The organism is Pseudomonas sp. PA-6-3C (assembly GCF_021605825.1).
Taxonomy (GTDB): domain Bacteria; phylum Pseudomonadota; class Gammaproteobacteria; order Pseudomonadales; family Pseudomonadaceae; genus Aquipseudomonas; species Aquipseudomonas edaphica.
In genome coordinates, this window is the sequence record NZ_WKDV01000006.1 from 92,151 (window position 1) to 108,573 (window position 16,423).

Genomic DNA, 16,423 nt, shown 5'->3' on the forward strand with positions numbered 1-16,423 from the left:
TGGTGCTTATTCAATACAGATATAAGCGCAGTCAGTCGCTGCCGACAAATGCCGCCCATTCCTGCGCCGTCAACTGCAGAACGAGGTCATTCTTGGCTGAGAGCATTGCCACAGCAATCTCGCCCCCCTTGATAAGGTAAGCATTTTCGCTCAAATCCCCGATTTTGACCTGCTCCAAAGCCTGCTGATACCGCTCATCGTACGGGCTTCGCGCCGCCTCAAACATTAAAGGGTATTTGAGCTCCAGAAACGTCACCCAATATTCTTTATCCTTGAGTAAATCCGGCCAATTTATTCGAGCCTCATCACGAATAATGCCCAGGCGATATTCATTCAACACCTGCGGATCAATTTCCACGACGGGTGTAGAAAAACGCATCGTGAGCGGCAGGGGTAGATTCAGATCCTGCGCCAGGGCGAGCCGACAACCCAGCAAGAACATGCTGTGTTCAACGCCTGAATGGGCTGGATAGTCTAAAGTGGCTCGCTGCTTGATGGACGCGATCCGATTAGATCCTCGGTAATAATTCAAAAAGTCTGCTGCCACGGCTTGACTGCCTGGTGCCAGCATCTGCAACGGCAACACTGCAAGCTCCAGATCATTCAGGCACAGCAGCCAGCCATCAGCCTGGGCCCGGATGTACTCCAAGGGCTGCTCAAACAAAACCCGTTCAATGTGTGTGTCATGGGTGGCGCAGTCAATCAATTGCCAGACTCTGCGGCTGATGTCCTCGCGCAATGCTCGATACTTGGCAGCTAAAAATGGCGGATAGGCGGCAAAAACCCCTAGCAGCACGCGAAAGTTCTGGGAATTACGATTCGCATCGATCAAAGACCAAAGCGCTCGACGTTGCGCTGTCTCGCCGGCGGGAATCGATATCAACCAGGGGTCAACGGAAGACAACACCGTGAGTGGAGCGTCCGACACGCCGAAATGAACATTCTGGTAACCCGGTCTTTGTTGGTATTGGCGGATCACCTCCAATGTGCTCGCAGCCAACTCGTTGCCCTGCAAATCCATTGCACGATGGACATTGAGGTTCAGGCCCAGATCCATTTCGGTCAGTACATGAAGCTGATTGTCGCGCAGATCGAAGGTACTCAGACGTCGCAGAGTCACCGCGCCCCGGGGCAACTGATGGATGTGTGTATTCTTGAGGTTGAGGACTTCCAACGCCTTCAGACGATACAGGTTCAGCCGGCTGCCTTGCCCCAGAGGGTTATAGGACAGGTCCAGCCAGGTCAGGCGTGTCAACTCTTTCAGACCCAGAACATCCTGCAAATTGGGCCGAATACGATTGTTCGACAAATTCAGTTGCTGCAAATACCGCAGCTCTGACAACCCTTGAGGCAGATGATCCAACAGGTTGCCATCAACAGAGAGACTGCGCAGAAACCCAAAGCACCGGAGGAACTCTGTCGGCAGTGTTTGCAACTGATTGTTCCTCAAGCTCAGCAGATCGACGTGGGAAAAGCTCGCAGTCGTCTCAGGCAGGTCATTCAGGGCAAGGTCGTCGAGGTAAAGCTCATAGGGCATACCACGTACGGACTCCTGTCGGCTCCAGCAACGTCGAATACGTTCAGAGGCTTGAAGGTGTGCGCTCAAGTTCACACTATCGCCCAGCAAGCACCATCGCTCCAGGCTGGCATTCAAGGCCTCCTGTTCAGAAAAAAGTTGATTGATGGCGGACTGTCGCTCCGCGAAGGATTCCCCCAGGTTGAGGACTCTCTCACTCGCCTCTGCATCGGTCTTGGTCGGAAACAACTTGCGCCACTGCGCCACCTGCGCAGCCGCTACGCCACCTGAACCGCCATCGCCGCTCAGCGGATAACCAATACGCCCATCACTGAGCCGTTGCGGCGGGTTAAACCAGGGGCGTGGCTCCATACCGAGCAGCTTTTCAATATTGAACCGAGAGTCGCCGAGCGCTGGCTGGGTTTCCAGTCGCCGCGCAATTTCCTGTGTCAGTTCTTCAACACCCGTCACATGGGTGTAGCCCAAGGCCTGGCGCTCCGCCGTCGGCAGTGCATTTAACAAAACCACCAGAAACTCACCGTAGCCGCCTATCGGTTGGCGCCCGCCGTTGATTTGCACCGTGTACGCCTGGTACTGACCGTCCTGCACCTCCAGCACACGCTTATGCGGCGAGTCAGTGGCGCCGATGCTGTCAATCAGACGCCCTCTTTCCCACACCTCGACCCGCAGGTTCTTTGGCCATCCATTGATGTCCGACAGTGTCCGCAGGATTAATTTCGCGCTGTCTTCATCACCGGTGATAGGCATATGTACCCCCTCCAAGGCGCGCGCCTTGCGCAGAGAATGCAACCACCAACGCACGAGTGGCGTAAGCGTCAACGGCACGCGACCGGCCTCCAGACTACTTCGCTCAGCAGGCGTGGACTGACTCACCAAGTCTTGGGCAATGACCGCAGTCAAACCGGGAAAATCGCGCTGCAGCACTTGCGCCAGAGGGTCGGACGACTGCGCGCTTTTATGACACAACGCCTTGAAAAAAAGCCGCTCCATCCTGGGTTTATTGGTCATAACCTTGGCCTCCAGCACGGACACCTGGTCCGCCCTGCTGACTCCGGCGCGCCCGACCAGTGCATCGGCATTGGCCGGCCCAATCTCTCCCAGCAGCTCATCAAGGAAATCGCGCCCCAACGCGGTGCCCTCAAGCGTCTCCATACCTTCCAGGTGCGTCTTGAGCCGCTGATGAATCGTGAAGCGCTCGACGGTCTCTCTCAAGATAGCGGGAGGCCGTTCATTACGTGCGTGCATCCGGCGCAGGATGTCCGGCGTCACTCCACTTATCTGCTGGATCTGCACAATGGCATCCGGCGTCAACGCACGAAACGATGGCCCCAGGCGATAAAACGGCTTCTGCCCGTCCCAGGTCAGCGGGTTCTCCCATTCGTGGCGCCAGGCGCCCGCGCCATTGTGGGTCAGCACGGGTGCATAGGCCTGCTCCAGCAATGGGTGTTGAATACGCCAGGGGACCAACCCTTGCCCCTGGATGACTTTGAAATAATTTCCCTCGATAAACACGAAGCGATCGTTGCCCGGGCTGTAAAGGCCGAGCGCGTCAGGCTCGGGCACCATATTTGACGTCTCGACAACGCTGGCGTATTGCCCGATCTCACGGCGTGCCGGATAAAACCTGCCATCGGCCGTACGGTTATTGAGCAAGGCCTGGGCGACTGTGTGCCGGAACTGAGAGGCAGCGCCCTGCTCGTCCCACCCCAACCGTAACAGGTCGGTTTCAGAGATTTGGCTCACGACCGTTTGATATAAATCATCGGTTTCGGTCGACCTTGGTTTGGGGGATTGAATGTCAAACAACGAGAACTGTCCGCGCCCGTGATCGATCACGACGATGGTTTTGTCCAGCGGTCCCCGCGAAACATAAGGTATCGCTTGCGCTTCAGGGCTGATGACGAGTACCTGGCCGGTCAGGTCGCGCAGTGCTTGGACGGCAAACTCCGTAGCCCAGTTCTGAATTTTCTGACTGAAGCGCCGAGGATGGAGTACGCCGTCAACCATGGTTTCTGCGCGTGCCACCTGACGGGCAGAGCGCAGCGCGGTGTAAAGCGCTTCGGGTTGCAGTTGCGATTGCAGGAGTTGTGCCTGCTGATGTTCCGACAACGGATTTCGGCGCAGCACTTCCAGCAACCGTGCCCGGCTCAATCCGGGGTGCAAGGTATGTAACTGCTCAATCACGGGGTGCGGCGGGGTAGCGCTGGCAACGCTGTCAGGCAGTAATCGAAGCACTGATGCTGGTGCGCCCGTGGCCGCGGATCGACTGGTATCGGCATACACCGTGAGTGCCTCAAACAGATCAATGCGCAACGCGTCGGCTTTATCGGCAAGTTGCTCGACCAACGTCGACCTGCGCGATAAAAAAACGTCGGGTAGCAAATCGACAATAGCCTGGGGCAAATGAGCGCTGATCCGGCGTGGCGTTGAATAAGCGAACAGTCCGCTTTCCAACACGGTGACCGTGACCACTGCCGTGGTCTTGTGATCCGCACGTTTGCTATAGCGCCGTACTTCCACGCCTTGCGGGTTTTGAATGCTCAAGGATGTGCTTTTCGGCCAATCCTTATGCTGGGTGAGTAGCGGAGCGAGAATCTCAACGGCACCGACCGCCTCGGGAAGGTTAGCGTCGGCCCCCTTGGCAGCCCAGTCGATCAGCTTGTCGACGTTAAACCGATTCACCGCCTCAACCAGCGATGCCGAGGGCGGTGCTCCATCCCATACCTGGTCCAGGTCGGCTCGCGAGCTATTACTGAGGCTGACGATCCGCTCTAACGTTTGTGTGGGTACGTCGGTGGCGCCCATCATTTTTTCAACCAGTTGGCCGCCTGTCTGACTCTTGCGCTCAGTGGTCGTCATCAGTCTGCTTTGCTGGGCCAGCCGGCTATACAACGCTTGATGCCGGCGCCTGACCGTCGGGGCCAAACGTCGGTGCAAAAACCTGCTGCTGAGCAAGTCAGCGATATCTATCGCCAATTGCACCAAGTTTGCGCGGCTATCCTCTTGCAGCGCCTGGAAAAATGTCAGCCCTATTGAAGTGAACAGGGCGAACGCTCTCAACCGCCCAAGGCCTTTCAAAGGCCCTGGCACCGGGATCAACAGCAGGTTGATGATTTCACCGAACAGCGTCTGGGAAAACTCAAGCAAGGTGGCCATGGCGCCCGGCGTTTCATGCGCCAATACCTTGAGGTTGGCTCGGCAACGCTCGATGTAAAAACGATAGAGGCTGACTGTCGGCGCGTTGTAAACGCTATCGCGCTTGTAGCCGATGTGGTTGACCTGGGTAAGCCTGCTTGCACGCCCGCACAACCGGTATAAGAACTGCGCAAATGCATTGAGCTCCTCCGGCCTGCTTTCTTTCGCCGGCCTGGCGTTCAAGCGCGCGTAGTCTGACAGCGACATGGACTGATACAACCACCCCATTTCCTTTCGCGCATGAAACGCCTTGAAGCCGACATAAAATTCATTGGCAGCCTCCGAAAACTTGTCGTAGTGCTTGAGGGCACCGCCAGGCCGGTCGGGGAAATAGCTGAACGCGCCTTTGCATCCTTTGACCGAGAAAATCACATAAGGAATGCTCAGGTAGTCACCTCTTGGCAGGTCCGTGTATACGCCAAGCAGGCCATAGCGTTCGGTCCCATTGATATTGTTCGGGCCATAGGGAATGAACAGTTTCACTTCTTGAGTGACATCCCAAGGCGACTCGCCTGACAACGCACCCACCACAGCGTGGTATTTTTCCCGGTCAACCCGGCTCCGGTCGGTGGTCCTCAAGGCCTCTATCAACGCGAATTCAAGTTCTGCAGTTGCCAGCGCCAACACCTGCGCGCCCAATAGCGTGGAGCTCTGCAGCGCGCTGTCCAGGCGCGTGCGCAATTGGGTGCCAAGATTGAGTTCGCGCACCAGCTCGATGAAATCCGCCGCGCTGATTCCGACATTCGAATCCAGATAGCTGGCCTCCTTCAGGCTGACATGCCCCGGAAAGCCCCACCCCGACAAACCGCTGTAGTTCATGCAGGCGGCCTCCCACAGGGTGACGCTGGACAGGCCCTCGCTGTCCACGCGGTCATCTATCGCGCGTGGAACTCGCAGGGTTGGGTTGTTTGGCGTCGATGTATCAGCCGGTTTCACATAGCGGGTATGGATACGCGCAACCTTGGGATCAACCTCTTTGCCGGCCAGTGCTTTCAGCCTTGCAGTCAGGCTCGCCAACAAGGTGGTTTCAAGGTCCGCGCCGAGTTGCTTGATAGCCGCTTCGAATGTGGTTTGTGCGCTGACGTAGGCCTTTTGCAAACGTATGTAGTCTTGCTGCTCTTGCTCATCAAGGCCGCCGAAAAAGCGCTCAAGTGTCTTGCGCAAAGGTAACAAGACGCGTGTTATGGACCACTCTGCGCCAGTCATCAACGGCCCTTGGGCTTGTTGTTCCTGGATATACGCAGACAACGTATCCATGGGTCGAAGTGGGAGTGTCTCTTCAGGCTCTGTCATTTTTCCCTCAAAGGGTGTGATAAATGACGAGCCTAATCAGCGGCGCTTACGCCAGGCGGTAGCTATGTAGCCTCTACGTGATTACGCTGGTAGACCGCCTCGCCCATGGCGGCAATCTGGCCTTCGATCAACGCATCGAAAGGCTTGAGCAACGCGTCAAATGAAGCCGGGGCTTCGAGTACCTGCAACGCTTGCACGATTGCTTCCACCGTCGACAAAGCGCCCGGGCCGGGTGCCTTGCGTAACCGATAACGCGACACGCGCTCGCTCGCCAGGGCCACGCGCGGCAAAGCCGCCAACAACGGGTTGAGGTGCAGCAGCTTGCGCGCCTTGCGCCAAGTGCCATCGGGCACCACCAGCAACAGCGGTTGATCGCTCGGCGTATAGGTTTGCAACGGCTCAGCATCGTCCGCCGGGAACAGCAGGCGTGCCTGATAACCCGGCGGGCTCAACAGCATGGCCAGGTCATCAAACACCTCGCCCACCACCAACTGCGCATTGTTCAAGCCCAGTGCCGCCAAGCGCGCAGTATTGAGCGCGTGATTGACCTCACTCGGGTGCTGCAACAGCAAGATGCGTGTGCGGCTGTCGAGGCTGGGGATCAGCGCGCACAGACAGTGGGTAACGGGCCTGAGGCAGCGAGGGCATTGGGGTCTGGACATGGTTTATCAGGCCTGGTTGAGCTGCGCTTTGAGCAGATCGCGGAAAGTCTGGATCAGCGGTTCGCGACTGCGGCCACGGCGCATGATCATGGAAAACGGCGCCTGGTAGCCGAAGGTTGCCGGCAACAAAACGCGCAAGTCACCCTTGTCGGCCCAGGCTTGGGCGTAGTGCTCGGGCAGGTAGCCGATATAGGCGCCGGACAGCACCAGGATCAACTGGGCTTCCATACTTTCCACGGTGGCCGCGCTGTGTTTGAAACCATGCCGCGCCAGTTCGGCCTGGCTCCAATAGCCACGGCCGACCATGCGTTGCTGGGTGATCACTTGTTCGGGGATACGCCGCTCGTTGAACAGCGGGTGGCGCGTGCTGCAATACAGCCAGTGCTGTTCGCGATACAGCGGCATGTAGATCAGCCCGCTCATGCGGTTGGAGAACGCGCCGATGGCCAGGTCCAGGCGATTGTCCTGCACGCCCAGTTGCAGCTCGTAAGGGCTCATCACCGACAGATGCAGATGCACGGCCGGGTGTTCGAGGCTGTAGGCGCCGATCACTTCGGCGAACGGCAAGGCCTTGTCGCTGACGGTGGAGTCCAGCACGCCCAGCTTGAGGGTGCCGCGCAGCTCGCCTTTGAGGGCGGCGGCGTATTGCTCGAAGCCTTCGAGTTCACCTAAGAGACGCAAGGTTTCCTGATGGAACAGCTCGCCTTTGCTGGTCAGGCTGAATCCGCCCCGGCCGCGATGGCACAGCACCAGGCCCAAGGCCGATTCGAGTTGGCTCATGTAGGTGCTGATGGCCGACGTCGACAGGTTGAGTTCGTGCTGGGCATTGGCAAAACCCTGGTGGCGCACGACGCTGACGAAGATGCGCAGGAGTTTCAGGTCGGGCAAGGCGTTGGCCATTTGTTCTCCGCGGAACACAAAAATCCTGTGGGGGCTGGCTTGCCTGCGATCGCAACAGTGAATTCAACGCCGCCATCGCAGGCAAGCCAGCTCCCACATTTGGGCCGAGTTTAACTCAAGCATTAGTTTAGAAAAATCTGAACTAAGTATTTGCCTCTGCCGATTCTTCCCGCCACGGGCTTTTCGCAGAATCGGCCCCTAATAAACAAAACAACGATGAGGCACTCCCGTGGACAAGATTTTCCACCAACCACTGGGCGGCAACGAAATGCCGCGCTTCGCCGGCATCGCCACCATGATGCGACTTCCCCACCTGCAAACGGCCAAAGGCCTGGATGCTGCCTTTATCGGCGTGCCTCTGGATATCGGCACGTCGCTGCGCGCCGGCACCCGCTTCGGGCCGCGTGAAATCCGCGCTGAATCAGTGATGATCCGCCCTTACAACATGGCCACCGGCGCCGCACCGTTCGACTCGCTGTCGGTTGCGGACATTGGCGATGTGGCGATCAACACCTTCAACCTGCTCGACGCCGTACGCATCATCGAAGAAGCCTACGACGAGATCCTTGAGCACGACGTGATCCCGATGACATTGGGCGGTGACCACACCATCACCCTGCCGATCCTGCGTGCTATCCACAAAAAGCACGGCAAGGTCGGGCTGGTGCACATCGATGCCCACGCTGACGTCAACGACCATATGTTCGGCGAGAAAATCGCCCACGGCACCACCTTCCGCCGCGCCGTGGAAGAAGGCCTGCTCGATTGCGATCGTGTTGTACAAATCGGCCTGCGTGCCCAGGGCTACACGGCCGAAGACTTCAACTGGAGCCGCAAACAGGGGTTTCGCGTGGTCCAGGCCGAAGAATGCTGGCACCACTCCCTCGCCCCCTTGATGGCCGAAGTGCGCGAAAAAGTCGGTGGCGGCCCGGTGTACCTGAGCTTTGATATCGACGGCATCGACCCCGCCTGGGCGCCCGGCACCGGCACACCGGAAATCGGCGGGCTGACCACTATTCAGGCGATCGAGATCATCCGTGGTTGCCAGGGCCTCGACCTGGTTGGTTGTGATCTGGTAGAAGTTTCGCCGCCTTACGACACCACCGGCAACACCTCGCTGCTCGGCGCCAACCTGCTGTACGAGATGCTCTGCGTACTGCCCGGCGTGGCGCACCGCTGATGAGCGCCCAAGAGGTGCTGAAAGCCGCCGCCGACCTGGTGGCGGCCTTCGCCGCTAATGACCGCGAGGCTTACTTTGGCGCGTTCACGGCCGATGCCAGCTTCGTGTTTTACACCCTGCCCCAGCCTCTGCTCAGTCGCGATGCCTACCAGGCGTTGTGGGACAGCTGGCGCGCGGACGAGGGGTTTGAAGTGCTGTCCTGCAGCTCAAGCAATGCGGTGGTCAGCCTGCAGGGTGACGCGGCGATTTTTATTCATGACGTGGCCACCGAGCTGCGCATGAACGGGGAGCAATTTTTTAGCCAGGAGCGCGAGACCATTGTCTTCAAACGGCAAGCGTCTCACCTAAAACAACAAGGCCTGTGGCTGGCCTGTCACGAACATTTGTCCGCTATGCCGGAAGGGCTGCCGCCCCCTTAGCCAATGTGATCGGAGCTGATCATGAATAATAAAAACAACGAAAACAGTATTCGCAGAATAGAAACCAACGGGGTCGAACAGATCCCGGACCACGAACGTACCGCCAGGCCCAAGGATCTGTTTCGCCTGATCTTCGGCGGTGCCAACACCTTTGCCACCGCCGTGCTGGGCTCGTTTCCGGTGCTGTTCGGTTTGTCGTTCCAGGCTGGGGTCTGGGCGATTGTGCTGGGCGTGTTGGTGGGCGCGCTGATCCTGGCGCCCATGGGCTTGTTCGGGCCGATCAATGGCACCAACAACGCCGTGTCTTCCGGCGCGCACTTTGGTGTGCATGGGCGGATTGTCGGCTCGTTTCTGTCGCTGCTGACGGCGATTGCCTTCTTCTCACTGTCGGTGTGGAGTTCGGGTGATGCGCTGGTCGGTGGTGCGAAACGCCTGATTGGCCTGCCGGAAACCGACCTGACGCTGGGCTTGGCTTACGGCCTGTTTGCCCTGCTGGTACTGACCGTGTGCATCTACGGCTTTCGCTTCATGCTGTGGGTCAACCGCATTGCGGTGTGGGCGGCGAGCCTGCTGTTTCTGCTGGGCATCTTCGCGTTCGCACCAGCGTTCGACAGCCACTTCGCCGGCACCGTCGCCATGGGCCAGGCTGGTTTTTGGGCTGCCTTTATAGGCTCGGCGCTGGTGGCCATGAGCAACCCGATTTCCTTCGGCGCGTTCCTGGGTGACTGGTCGCGCTACATCCCGCGTGAGACGCCGAAAATGCGCATCATGCTAGCGGTCGTGCTGGCGCAGATCGCCACCTTGATTCCGTTCCTGTTCGGCCTCGCCACCGCGACCATCGTGGCGATCAAGGCGCCGGACTATATCGCGGCCAACAACTATGTCGGCGGTTTGCTGGCCGTATCACCGAGCTGGTTCTTCCTGCCGGTGTGCCTGATCGCGGTGATCGGCGGCATGTCCACCGGCACCACCTCGCTGTATGGCACCGGGCTGGACATGTCCAGCGTGTTCCCGCGCTTGCTGTCGCGGGTCAAGGCCACGTTGCTGATCGGGGTGATGTCGATTGCCTTCATCTTTATCGGACGTTTCGCCGCCAACCTGGTGCAGAGCGTGTCGACCTTCGCCGTGCTGATCATCACCTGCACCACGCCGTGGATGGTGATGATGATCATCGGCCTGATCGTGCGCCGCGGCTTCTACTGCCCGGATGACTTGCAGGTGTTCACTCGCGGTGAGACCGGCGGGCGCTACTGGTTCAGCCACGGCTGGAACTGGCGCGGCCTGGGCGCCTGGGTCCCGAGCGCACTGGTGGGCCTGTGCTTCGTCAACCTGCCGGGGCAGTTTGTCGGGCCGCTGGGCAACCTGGCCGATGGCATCGATATCAGCCTGCCGGTGACGCTGGGGCTGGCGTCGGTGGTGTACCTGACCTTGCTTCGTGTGTTCCCGGAGCCGGCCGAAGTCTATGGCCCGGCCGTAGTGGCGAGGGAGCTTGCTCCCGCTGGGGTGCTTGCTCCCGCTGGGGTGCTTGCTCCCGATGGGGTGCGGAGCGGCCCTAAAAAAGCCGGCTCCAGCTTCGCTGTCGAACGGGAGCAAGCTCCCTCGCCACAGCAAGCTCCCTCACCACAGCAAGCGCCCTCGCCAGAGCAGGCTCCCTTCCTGCAGAAAACCTCTCAATAGCCTAAAAAAATAAACGGAGAACCGCCGTCATGGCTTTGGATTTATTCGTCGTACTCATCTACGCCGCCGGCATGCTCGTGCTCGGCTATTACGGCATGCGCCGTGCCAAGACCCACGAAGACTACCTGGTGGCCGGTCGTAACCTGGGCCCGTCGCTGTACATGGGTACCATGGCCGCCACGGTATTGGGCGGCGCATCCACCGTCGGCACCGTGCGTCTGGGTTATGTGCACGGCATTTCCGGCTTCTGGCTGTGCGCCGCACTGGGCGCAGGGATCATTGCGCTGAACCTGTTCCTGGCCAAGCCGCTGCTCAAGTTGAAGATCTTCACCGTCACCCAGGTGCTGGAAAAACGTTACAACCCGATGGCCCGCCAAGCGAGTGCGGTGATCATGCTGGCCTACGCGCTGATGATCGGCGTGACCTCGATCCTGGCCATCGGCACCGTGCTGCAAGTGCTGTTCGGCCTGCCGTTCTGGGTGTCGGTGCTGCTCGGCGGTGGCGTGGTGGTGGTGTATTCGACCATCGGCGGCATGTGGTCGCTGACCCTTACCGATATCGTGCAGTTCGTGATCAAGACCGTCGGCCTGATGTTTATTCTGCTGCCGATCTGCCTGTACCGCGTCGGCGGCTGGGATCAACTGGTGGCCAAGCTGCCGGCGTCGAATTTCAGCTTCACCGAAATCGGCTGGGACACGATCATCACCTACTTCATGATCTACTTCTTCGGCATCCTGATCGGCCAGGACATCTGGCAACGCGTGTTCACCGCCCGTGACGAAAAAGTCGCCCAGTACGCAGGCACGTTCGCCGGTTTCTACTGCATCCTCTACGGCCTGGCCTGTGCCCTGATCGGCATGGCCGCGCATGTGCTGCTGCCGAACCTGGACAACGTCAACAACGCCTTCGCCGCCATCGTCAAAGCCTCGCTGCCAGACGGCATCCGTGGCCTGGTGATCGCCGCCGCACTGGCCGCGATGATGTCCACCGCCAGCGCCGGCCTGCTCGCCGCTTCCACCGTACTGACCGAAGACCTGCTGCCACGCCTGCGTGGCGGCAAGCAGTCGAGCCTGAGCATCAACCGTCTGTTTACGATGCTGACCGGTATCGCCGTGCTGGGTATCGCGCTGGTGGTCAACGACGTGATCAGCGCCCTGACCCTGGCCTACAACCTGCTGGTGGGCGGCATGCTGATCCCGCTGATGGGCGCAATTTTCTGGAAGCGCGCCACCACCTCCGGCGCCATTGCATCCATGACATTGGGCTTTGTGACGGCGCTGGTGTTTATGTTCAAAGACGGCTTGGACGCGAATACGCCGATCTACTACAGCCTGGCGGTTGGGCTGGTGAGTTTTGTATTGGTGAGCTTGTTGTCACGTCGGCCAGAGGCTTCGGTGGCCAGGGCCATTTGACAGGTAACAGGATTTAAAGCGGTTTCTTCAGCGGGCGCGACGTCGGATGTCGCGCCCGTTTTTTTGCCTTGCACAAAACGACTGTGGGAGCGGGCTTGCCCGCGATAACTGTGTGTCAGTCAACTTTAAATCGACTGATACACCGCTATCGCGGGCAAGCCCGCTCCCACATTCTAAAACCTGTTGCTAACTGAGCTTAGCGGCGACGCGGACGACGCTGCTCGTCATCCGTGCGAATCGGTATCGGCTGCAGTGGCGGTTCAATCAGGCCCAGCGCAACGCCGAGGTCGTGGAGCCAGTTTTGAATTTTCTCTTTCATGGTTGCCCCCTTTGAGGGTAATGCGGCTAGGCGGGAGTTCTGTCGCCTTTTCCTACAGTGATAGTAGCTCTAAGTCTTACGTAATGCTTGAACGAAACCACAACGAACTATTACAGGATTGATCTGAATCCTGACGGATCGTTCAAGCAATCGCGCGCGCGTCTTGCAGGAAATCGGCCTTGCCCTCTTGTTGCAGATCGATCCATGCATTGAGGTTAGCGCCGAGCATGCCCTTGCGCCACATTAACCAGGTAGTAGCAGTGGCAAAAGGCCCGGTCAACGGATGAACGGACACACTGTCCTTGCCTGGCAGGCTGTCGAGCATTGATTCGGACATCAACGCCACGCCGGAACCGGCGATCACGCAGGCGAGCATGCCTTGGTAAGACTCAATCTCGATGGCGCGGCCCATGGCCACACGCTCGTGGGAAAACCAGGTTTCCAGGCGCGCACGGTAGGCGCAACTGCGTCGGAAGGTGAACACCGAGCGGCCGGCGACGTCCTGGGGGCCACGCACGGGCGGGTGATCCGCCTCGCAAATGATCACCAGGCGCTCTTCGCACAGCGGCACGCCGTCCAGCGTCGCGATCGTTATCGGGCCATCCACAAAGGCCGCGTCCAGACGCCCGGTGATCAAGCCCTCTAGCAACTCGCCGCTGGGCGCCGATTGCACCTGGAGGTTCACCATCGGATACGCCTTGTGATAGCGCGCCAACAGTTTGGGCAAATGCACTGCGGCCGTGCTGTACATGCTGCCCAATACAAAATCGCCCGCCGGCTGCCCTCCTTGCACCGCGCCGTGGGCTTCATCATGCAGCGCCAGCAGTCGAGTGCTGTAGTCCAGCAACACTTTGCCTGCGGGAGAAAGCTGCAAGCGCTGGCGTTCGCGCACGAACAACTCGACGCCCAGTTGCTCCTCCATTTGCTTGAGCCGTGTCGACAGATTCGAGGGCACGCGATGCAGGCGCTCAGCCGCGCGGGTGATGGAGCCCTCTTCCGCCACGGCCTGGAAGATGCGCAATTGACTGAACTCCATACCTTTCTCCAAAACTGAACAAGTTACTCACTATTATTCATTTTTACAGAAAGTCAATCCGCTTTAGCCTACAGGTCATTCGCTTCCCCGTAGGAAACCTGCACATGTCACCGCTGATTCGCTTAACCGCCAGCTTTATCGCCCTGATGATGGCCATGGGCATTGGCCGCTTCGCCCTCACCCCGCAGATGCCGCATTTGCTCAGCGAGGGGCAGATTGACCTGACGGGCGCGGGCCTGATTGCCGCCGCCAACTACCTGGGCTATTTCGTCGGCGCGGTGGACTCGATCTTCGCCCGCAGCCATCACCACATAAAAGCGCGTTTGTATGGCGGGCTGTGGCTGTGCGTGCTGCTGACCCTGGGGTCGTACTGGGCGCATGGCTTCTGGCCGCATTTGCTGCTGCGCTTTGGTACCGGCGTGGCGAGCGCCTGGGCGCTGGTAATGATCACCAGTTTGAGCCAGCCGCTGGCAATAGCCGCCGAGCGTCCGCGTTTGGGAGCATTGGTGTTTGCCGGGCCTGGCCTGGGGATTCTGCTGACAGGATTGCTGGCACTGGGCTCCAATCTACTGGGCGAAGACTCTGCGACCTTGTGGCTGGTCTATGGCGTGGTGGCATTGGTGATGTTGCTGGCCATCCTGCCCTTTTTACCGAAACCGACCGTGACGGTGACCCATGCCACTAGCGCGGGCAGCAACGCCAGCATCGCGCACCTGTGCTGGATCTACTTCTTGTATGGCCTGGGCTACATCATCCCCGCAACCTTCTTATCGCAGATGGCCAACGCGCAGTTCAAAGGCGCCTGGCAAGCCGACCTGTTCTGGCCGTGCTTTGGCCTGGCGGCGGCGCTGGGTGTGGTGGTGGCGAGCCTGCGTCGCAAGGACCCGGATACCACCCGCCGCTGGTTGATGACGACCTTGTGGCTGCAAGCGGCCGGGGTATTCGCCTGCCTGCTGGGCAATGGCTGGGGCCTGGCGCTGGGTGTGTTGCTGTGTGGTGCGCCGTTCCTGGCATGCATGCAACTGGTGATGGCGCGTTTGCGCGAGGTGGCGCCCCACGGCTACCAGCGCAGCACCGGGTTGCTCACCGCCAGCTTTGCCATTGGCCAATTGTGCGGCCCGTTGCTGGCCTCGGTGAGCAGCCACTTAAGCGGCGGCCTGCAACCGGCGCTGGTGATCGCCGGCTGTGGCTTGGTGGTGGCGGGCGCGGTGTTGGTCAACCGGCAACCAGCGACGTCGGCGCACGAACCTGCTCGCGCCGCGCCAGCACCAGGAAAAACAGCCCTCCCAGGAAGCACCCGGTAAACCAGGCAAAGTTGGCCATGCCCTGCAACGCGGGCGTGAAGGTGATAGCGACGCCCACCAGCGTCGCAGGCACCAAGGCTTTGACGGCGGTCCAGTTCACGCCGCCGTCGTAGTAATAACGGCCGTTGGGGCTGTCGTCGAACAGGGCATCCACGTCGATTTTCTGCTTTTTGATCAGGTAAAAATCCACAATCAAAATCCCGAACAGCGGGCCGATAAACGCAGCGAGAATGTCCAGGGTGTAGTGGATCATCAGCGGGTTGTTGAACAGGTTCCACGGCGTGATAAAGATTGAGGCCACAGCCGCGATCATGCCACCTGCGCGCCAACTGATCTTGCTCGGCGCGACGTTGGCGAAATCAAACGCGGGTGACACGAAGTTGGCGACAATGTTGATGCCGATGGTGGCGGTCACGAAGGCAAAGGCGCCGAGCAGCACGGCCATGCTGTTGTCGATGCGCGAAACCGTAGCGATTGGGTCATGCAACATTTCGCCAAACACCGGCAAAGTGCCCGAAACGATGACGACAGTCACCAGCGAGAACGCCAGAAAGTTAACCGGCAACCCCCAGAAATTGCCGCGTCGCACGTCGTGCATGCTGCGGCAGTAGCGGCTGAAATCACCGAAATTGAGCGTAGGCCCGGAGAAGTACGACACCACCAGCGCCGTCGCCACAATCACTTGGCCAAATGCCTGCCAGCCTGACAGGGATTTTTCCGCCAGGGTGAAACTGATATTCGCCCAACCTGCCCTCCACACGATCCAGCCGGCCAGGGCAAACATCACCGCATAGACCACCGGCCCCGCCCAGTCGATAAAGCGGCGGATGGATTCCATGCCAGCCCAGAATACGGCTGCCTGCAGCGTCCATAAGCTGAGGAAACCAAACCAGCCCAGGTAGGACAGGCCCGCAAAATGCGGCTCTGCATACACCGCCATCTGCGGGAAAAAGCGCAGCACTACGATAATCAAGGCACTCGACGCCAAGTACGTCTGGATACCGTACCAGGCCACGGCGATCAAACCGCGAATCACCGCCGGAATATTCGCCCCAAACACGCCAAATGCCAGCCGGCAGATGACCGGGTATGGCACCGCCGCTTGCTGGCTCGGCTTGGCCACCAGGTTGGCAATCAACTGCACGATGCAAATGCCGGTGAGCAAGGCGATCAACACCTGCCAACTGGCCAACCCGAGGGCAAACAGGCTGGCGGCGAACACGTAGCCGCCGACGCTGTGCACGTCGCTCATCCAGAAGGCGAAAATGTTGTACCAGGTCCATTTCTGCGGCAGCGGCCCGAGGTCCTGGTTGTACAGGCGCGGGCTGTAGCCTTTGGGCAATTGTTCGGTCATCGCTTGGCTCCTCGAAATACCGGCCTGCGCTGCCGTAACGGTGTGCATACGGGAGGCGGCCTGGTTTGTATACGAGGTATTCAGCAGAATATGTGCCAATGGCACACAATCCCTCTGAAACGGTGTTCCAAAGAG

Annotated in this window: 10 protein-coding genes and 1 pseudogene; 5 read left to right on the forward strand and 6 right to left on the reverse strand. The window is 59.4% G+C overall.

The genetic code is table 11. The features are described 5' to 3' along the window. Positions 1 to 31 precede the first annotated feature (31 nt). The 3 genes from GIW48_RS06395 to GIW48_RS06405 all read right to left on the reverse strand — a co-directional run bounded on the left by GIW48_RS06395 (position 32) and on the right by GIW48_RS06405 (position 7,587). A complete protein-coding gene (locus tag GIW48_RS06395) occupies positions 32 to 6,025 on the reverse strand; it encodes an NEL-type E3 ubiquitin ligase domain-containing protein (protein WP_236472907.1) in 5,994 nt (1,997 codons plus the stop codon). Between the two features lie 62 nt (positions 6,026 to 6,087). Further along, on the reverse strand, positions 6,088 to 6,687 hold the full coding sequence (locus GIW48_RS06400) for a tRNA-uridine aminocarboxypropyltransferase (RefSeq protein ID WP_170039178.1): 600 nt from the start codon (positions 6,685 to 6,687) through the stop codon (positions 6,088 to 6,090). A gap of 6 nt (positions 6,688 to 6,693) precedes the next feature. After that, a complete protein-coding gene (locus tag GIW48_RS06405) occupies positions 6,694 to 7,587 on the reverse strand; it encodes a LysR family transcriptional regulator (RefSeq protein WP_017134867.1) in 894 nt (297 codons plus the stop codon). Between the two features lie 229 nt (positions 7,588 to 7,816). On the opposite strand from GIW48_RS06405, the gene speB reads away from it, so the two are divergent. The 4 genes and pseudogenes from speB (at position 7,817) to GIW48_RS06425 (ending at position 12,275) form a co-directional block, all read left to right on the forward strand. Next, a complete protein-coding gene (speB, locus tag GIW48_RS06410; protein ID WP_017134866.1) occupies positions 7,817 to 8,767 on the forward strand; it encodes an agmatinase in 951 nt (316 codons plus the stop codon). Further along, positions 8,767 to 9,186 (forward strand): YybH family protein, encoded by a 420-nt coding sequence (locus tag GIW48_RS06415; protein WP_170039182.1) that lies wholly within the window; start codon positions 8,767 to 8,769, stop codon positions 9,184 to 9,186. The genes speB and GIW48_RS06415 overlap by 1 nt, the downstream gene beginning before the upstream one ends. 21 nt (positions 9,187 to 9,207) lie before the next feature. Further along, positions 9,208 to 10,656, forward strand: a pseudogene (locus tag GIW48_RS06420) (purine-cytosine permease family protein); the annotation flags it as partial. 236 nt (positions 10,657 to 10,892) lie between these two features. After that, the gene (locus tag GIW48_RS06425) at positions 10,893 to 12,275 is read left to right on the forward strand and encodes a sodium:solute symporter (RefSeq protein ID WP_017134863.1); all 1,383 of its coding nucleotides are present in this window, start codon (positions 10,893 to 10,895) and stop codon (positions 12,273 to 12,275) included. A gap of 196 nt (positions 12,276 to 12,471) precedes the next feature. On the opposite strand, the gene GIW48_RS29685 is transcribed toward GIW48_RS06425, so the two are convergent. Next, positions 12,472 to 12,594: a PA1414 family protein gene (locus tag GIW48_RS29685; RefSeq protein WP_017134862.1), complete on the reverse strand. Its 123-nt coding sequence runs from the start codon at positions 12,592 to 12,594 to the stop codon at positions 12,472 to 12,474. A 142-nt stretch (positions 12,595 to 12,736) separates the two neighbouring features. After that, positions 12,737 to 13,630 carry a putrescine utilization regulator PtrR gene (gene ptrR, locus GIW48_RS06430; RefSeq protein WP_017134861.1) on the reverse strand — a complete coding sequence of 298 codons (894 nt, stop codon included), beginning with the start codon at positions 13,628 to 13,630 and terminating at the stop codon, positions 12,737 to 12,739. Between the two features lie 104 nt (positions 13,631 to 13,734). Here ptrR and GIW48_RS06435 point away from each other — a divergent pair, with 104 nt between their 5' ends. Further along, positions 13,735 to 14,934 (forward strand): MFS transporter, encoded by a 1,200-nt coding sequence (locus tag GIW48_RS06435; RefSeq protein WP_236460368.1) that lies wholly within the window; start codon positions 13,735 to 13,737, stop codon positions 14,932 to 14,934. Here the strand turns inward: GIW48_RS06435 and GIW48_RS06440 are convergent. Beyond that, positions 14,846 to 16,288, reverse strand: a complete 1,443-nt coding sequence (locus tag GIW48_RS06440; protein ID WP_236460367.1) for an NCS1 family nucleobase:cation symporter-1 — start codon at positions 16,286 to 16,288, stop codon at positions 14,846 to 14,848. The two genes, GIW48_RS06435 and GIW48_RS06440, sit on opposite strands and share 89 nt — an antisense overlap. Positions 16,289 to 16,423 lie beyond the last annotated feature (135 nt).

What these genes read in the sequence shown, in the direction of transcription:
- GIW48_RS06395 (WP_236472907.1), bottom strand. Translation starts at nt 6,025, where the DNA reads ATGACAGAGCCTGAAGAGACACTCCCACTTCGACCCATGGATACGTTG.
- GIW48_RS06400 (WP_170039178.1), bottom strand. Translation starts at nt 6,687, where the DNA reads ATGTCCAGACCCCAATGCCCTCGCTGCCTCAGGCCCGTTACCCACTGT.
- GIW48_RS06405 (WP_017134867.1), bottom strand. Translation starts at nt 7,587, where the DNA reads ATGGCCAACGCCTTGCCCGACCTGAAACTCCTGCGCATCTTCGTCAGC.
- GIW48_RS06415 (WP_170039182.1), top strand. Translation starts at nt 8,767, where the DNA reads ATGAGCGCCCAAGAGGTGCTGAAAGCCGCCGCCGACCTGGTGGCGGCC.
- GIW48_RS06425 (WP_017134863.1), top strand. Translation starts at nt 10,893, where the DNA reads ATGGCTTTGGATTTATTCGTCGTACTCATCTACGCCGCCGGCATGCTC.
- GIW48_RS29685 (WP_017134862.1), bottom strand. Translation starts at nt 12,594, where the DNA reads ATGAAAGAGAAAATTCAAAACTGGCTCCACGACCTCGGCGTTGCGCTG.
- ptrR (WP_017134861.1), bottom strand. Translation starts at nt 13,630, where the DNA reads ATGGAGTTCAGTCAATTGCGCATCTTCCAGGCCGTGGCGGAAGAGGGC.
- GIW48_RS06435 (WP_236460368.1), top strand. Translation starts at nt 13,735, where the DNA reads ATGTCACCGCTGATTCGCTTAACCGCCAGCTTTATCGCCCTGATGATG.
- GIW48_RS06440 (WP_236460367.1), bottom strand. Translation starts at nt 16,288, where the DNA reads ATGACCGAACAATTGCCCAAAGGCTACAGCCCGCGCCTGTACAACCAG.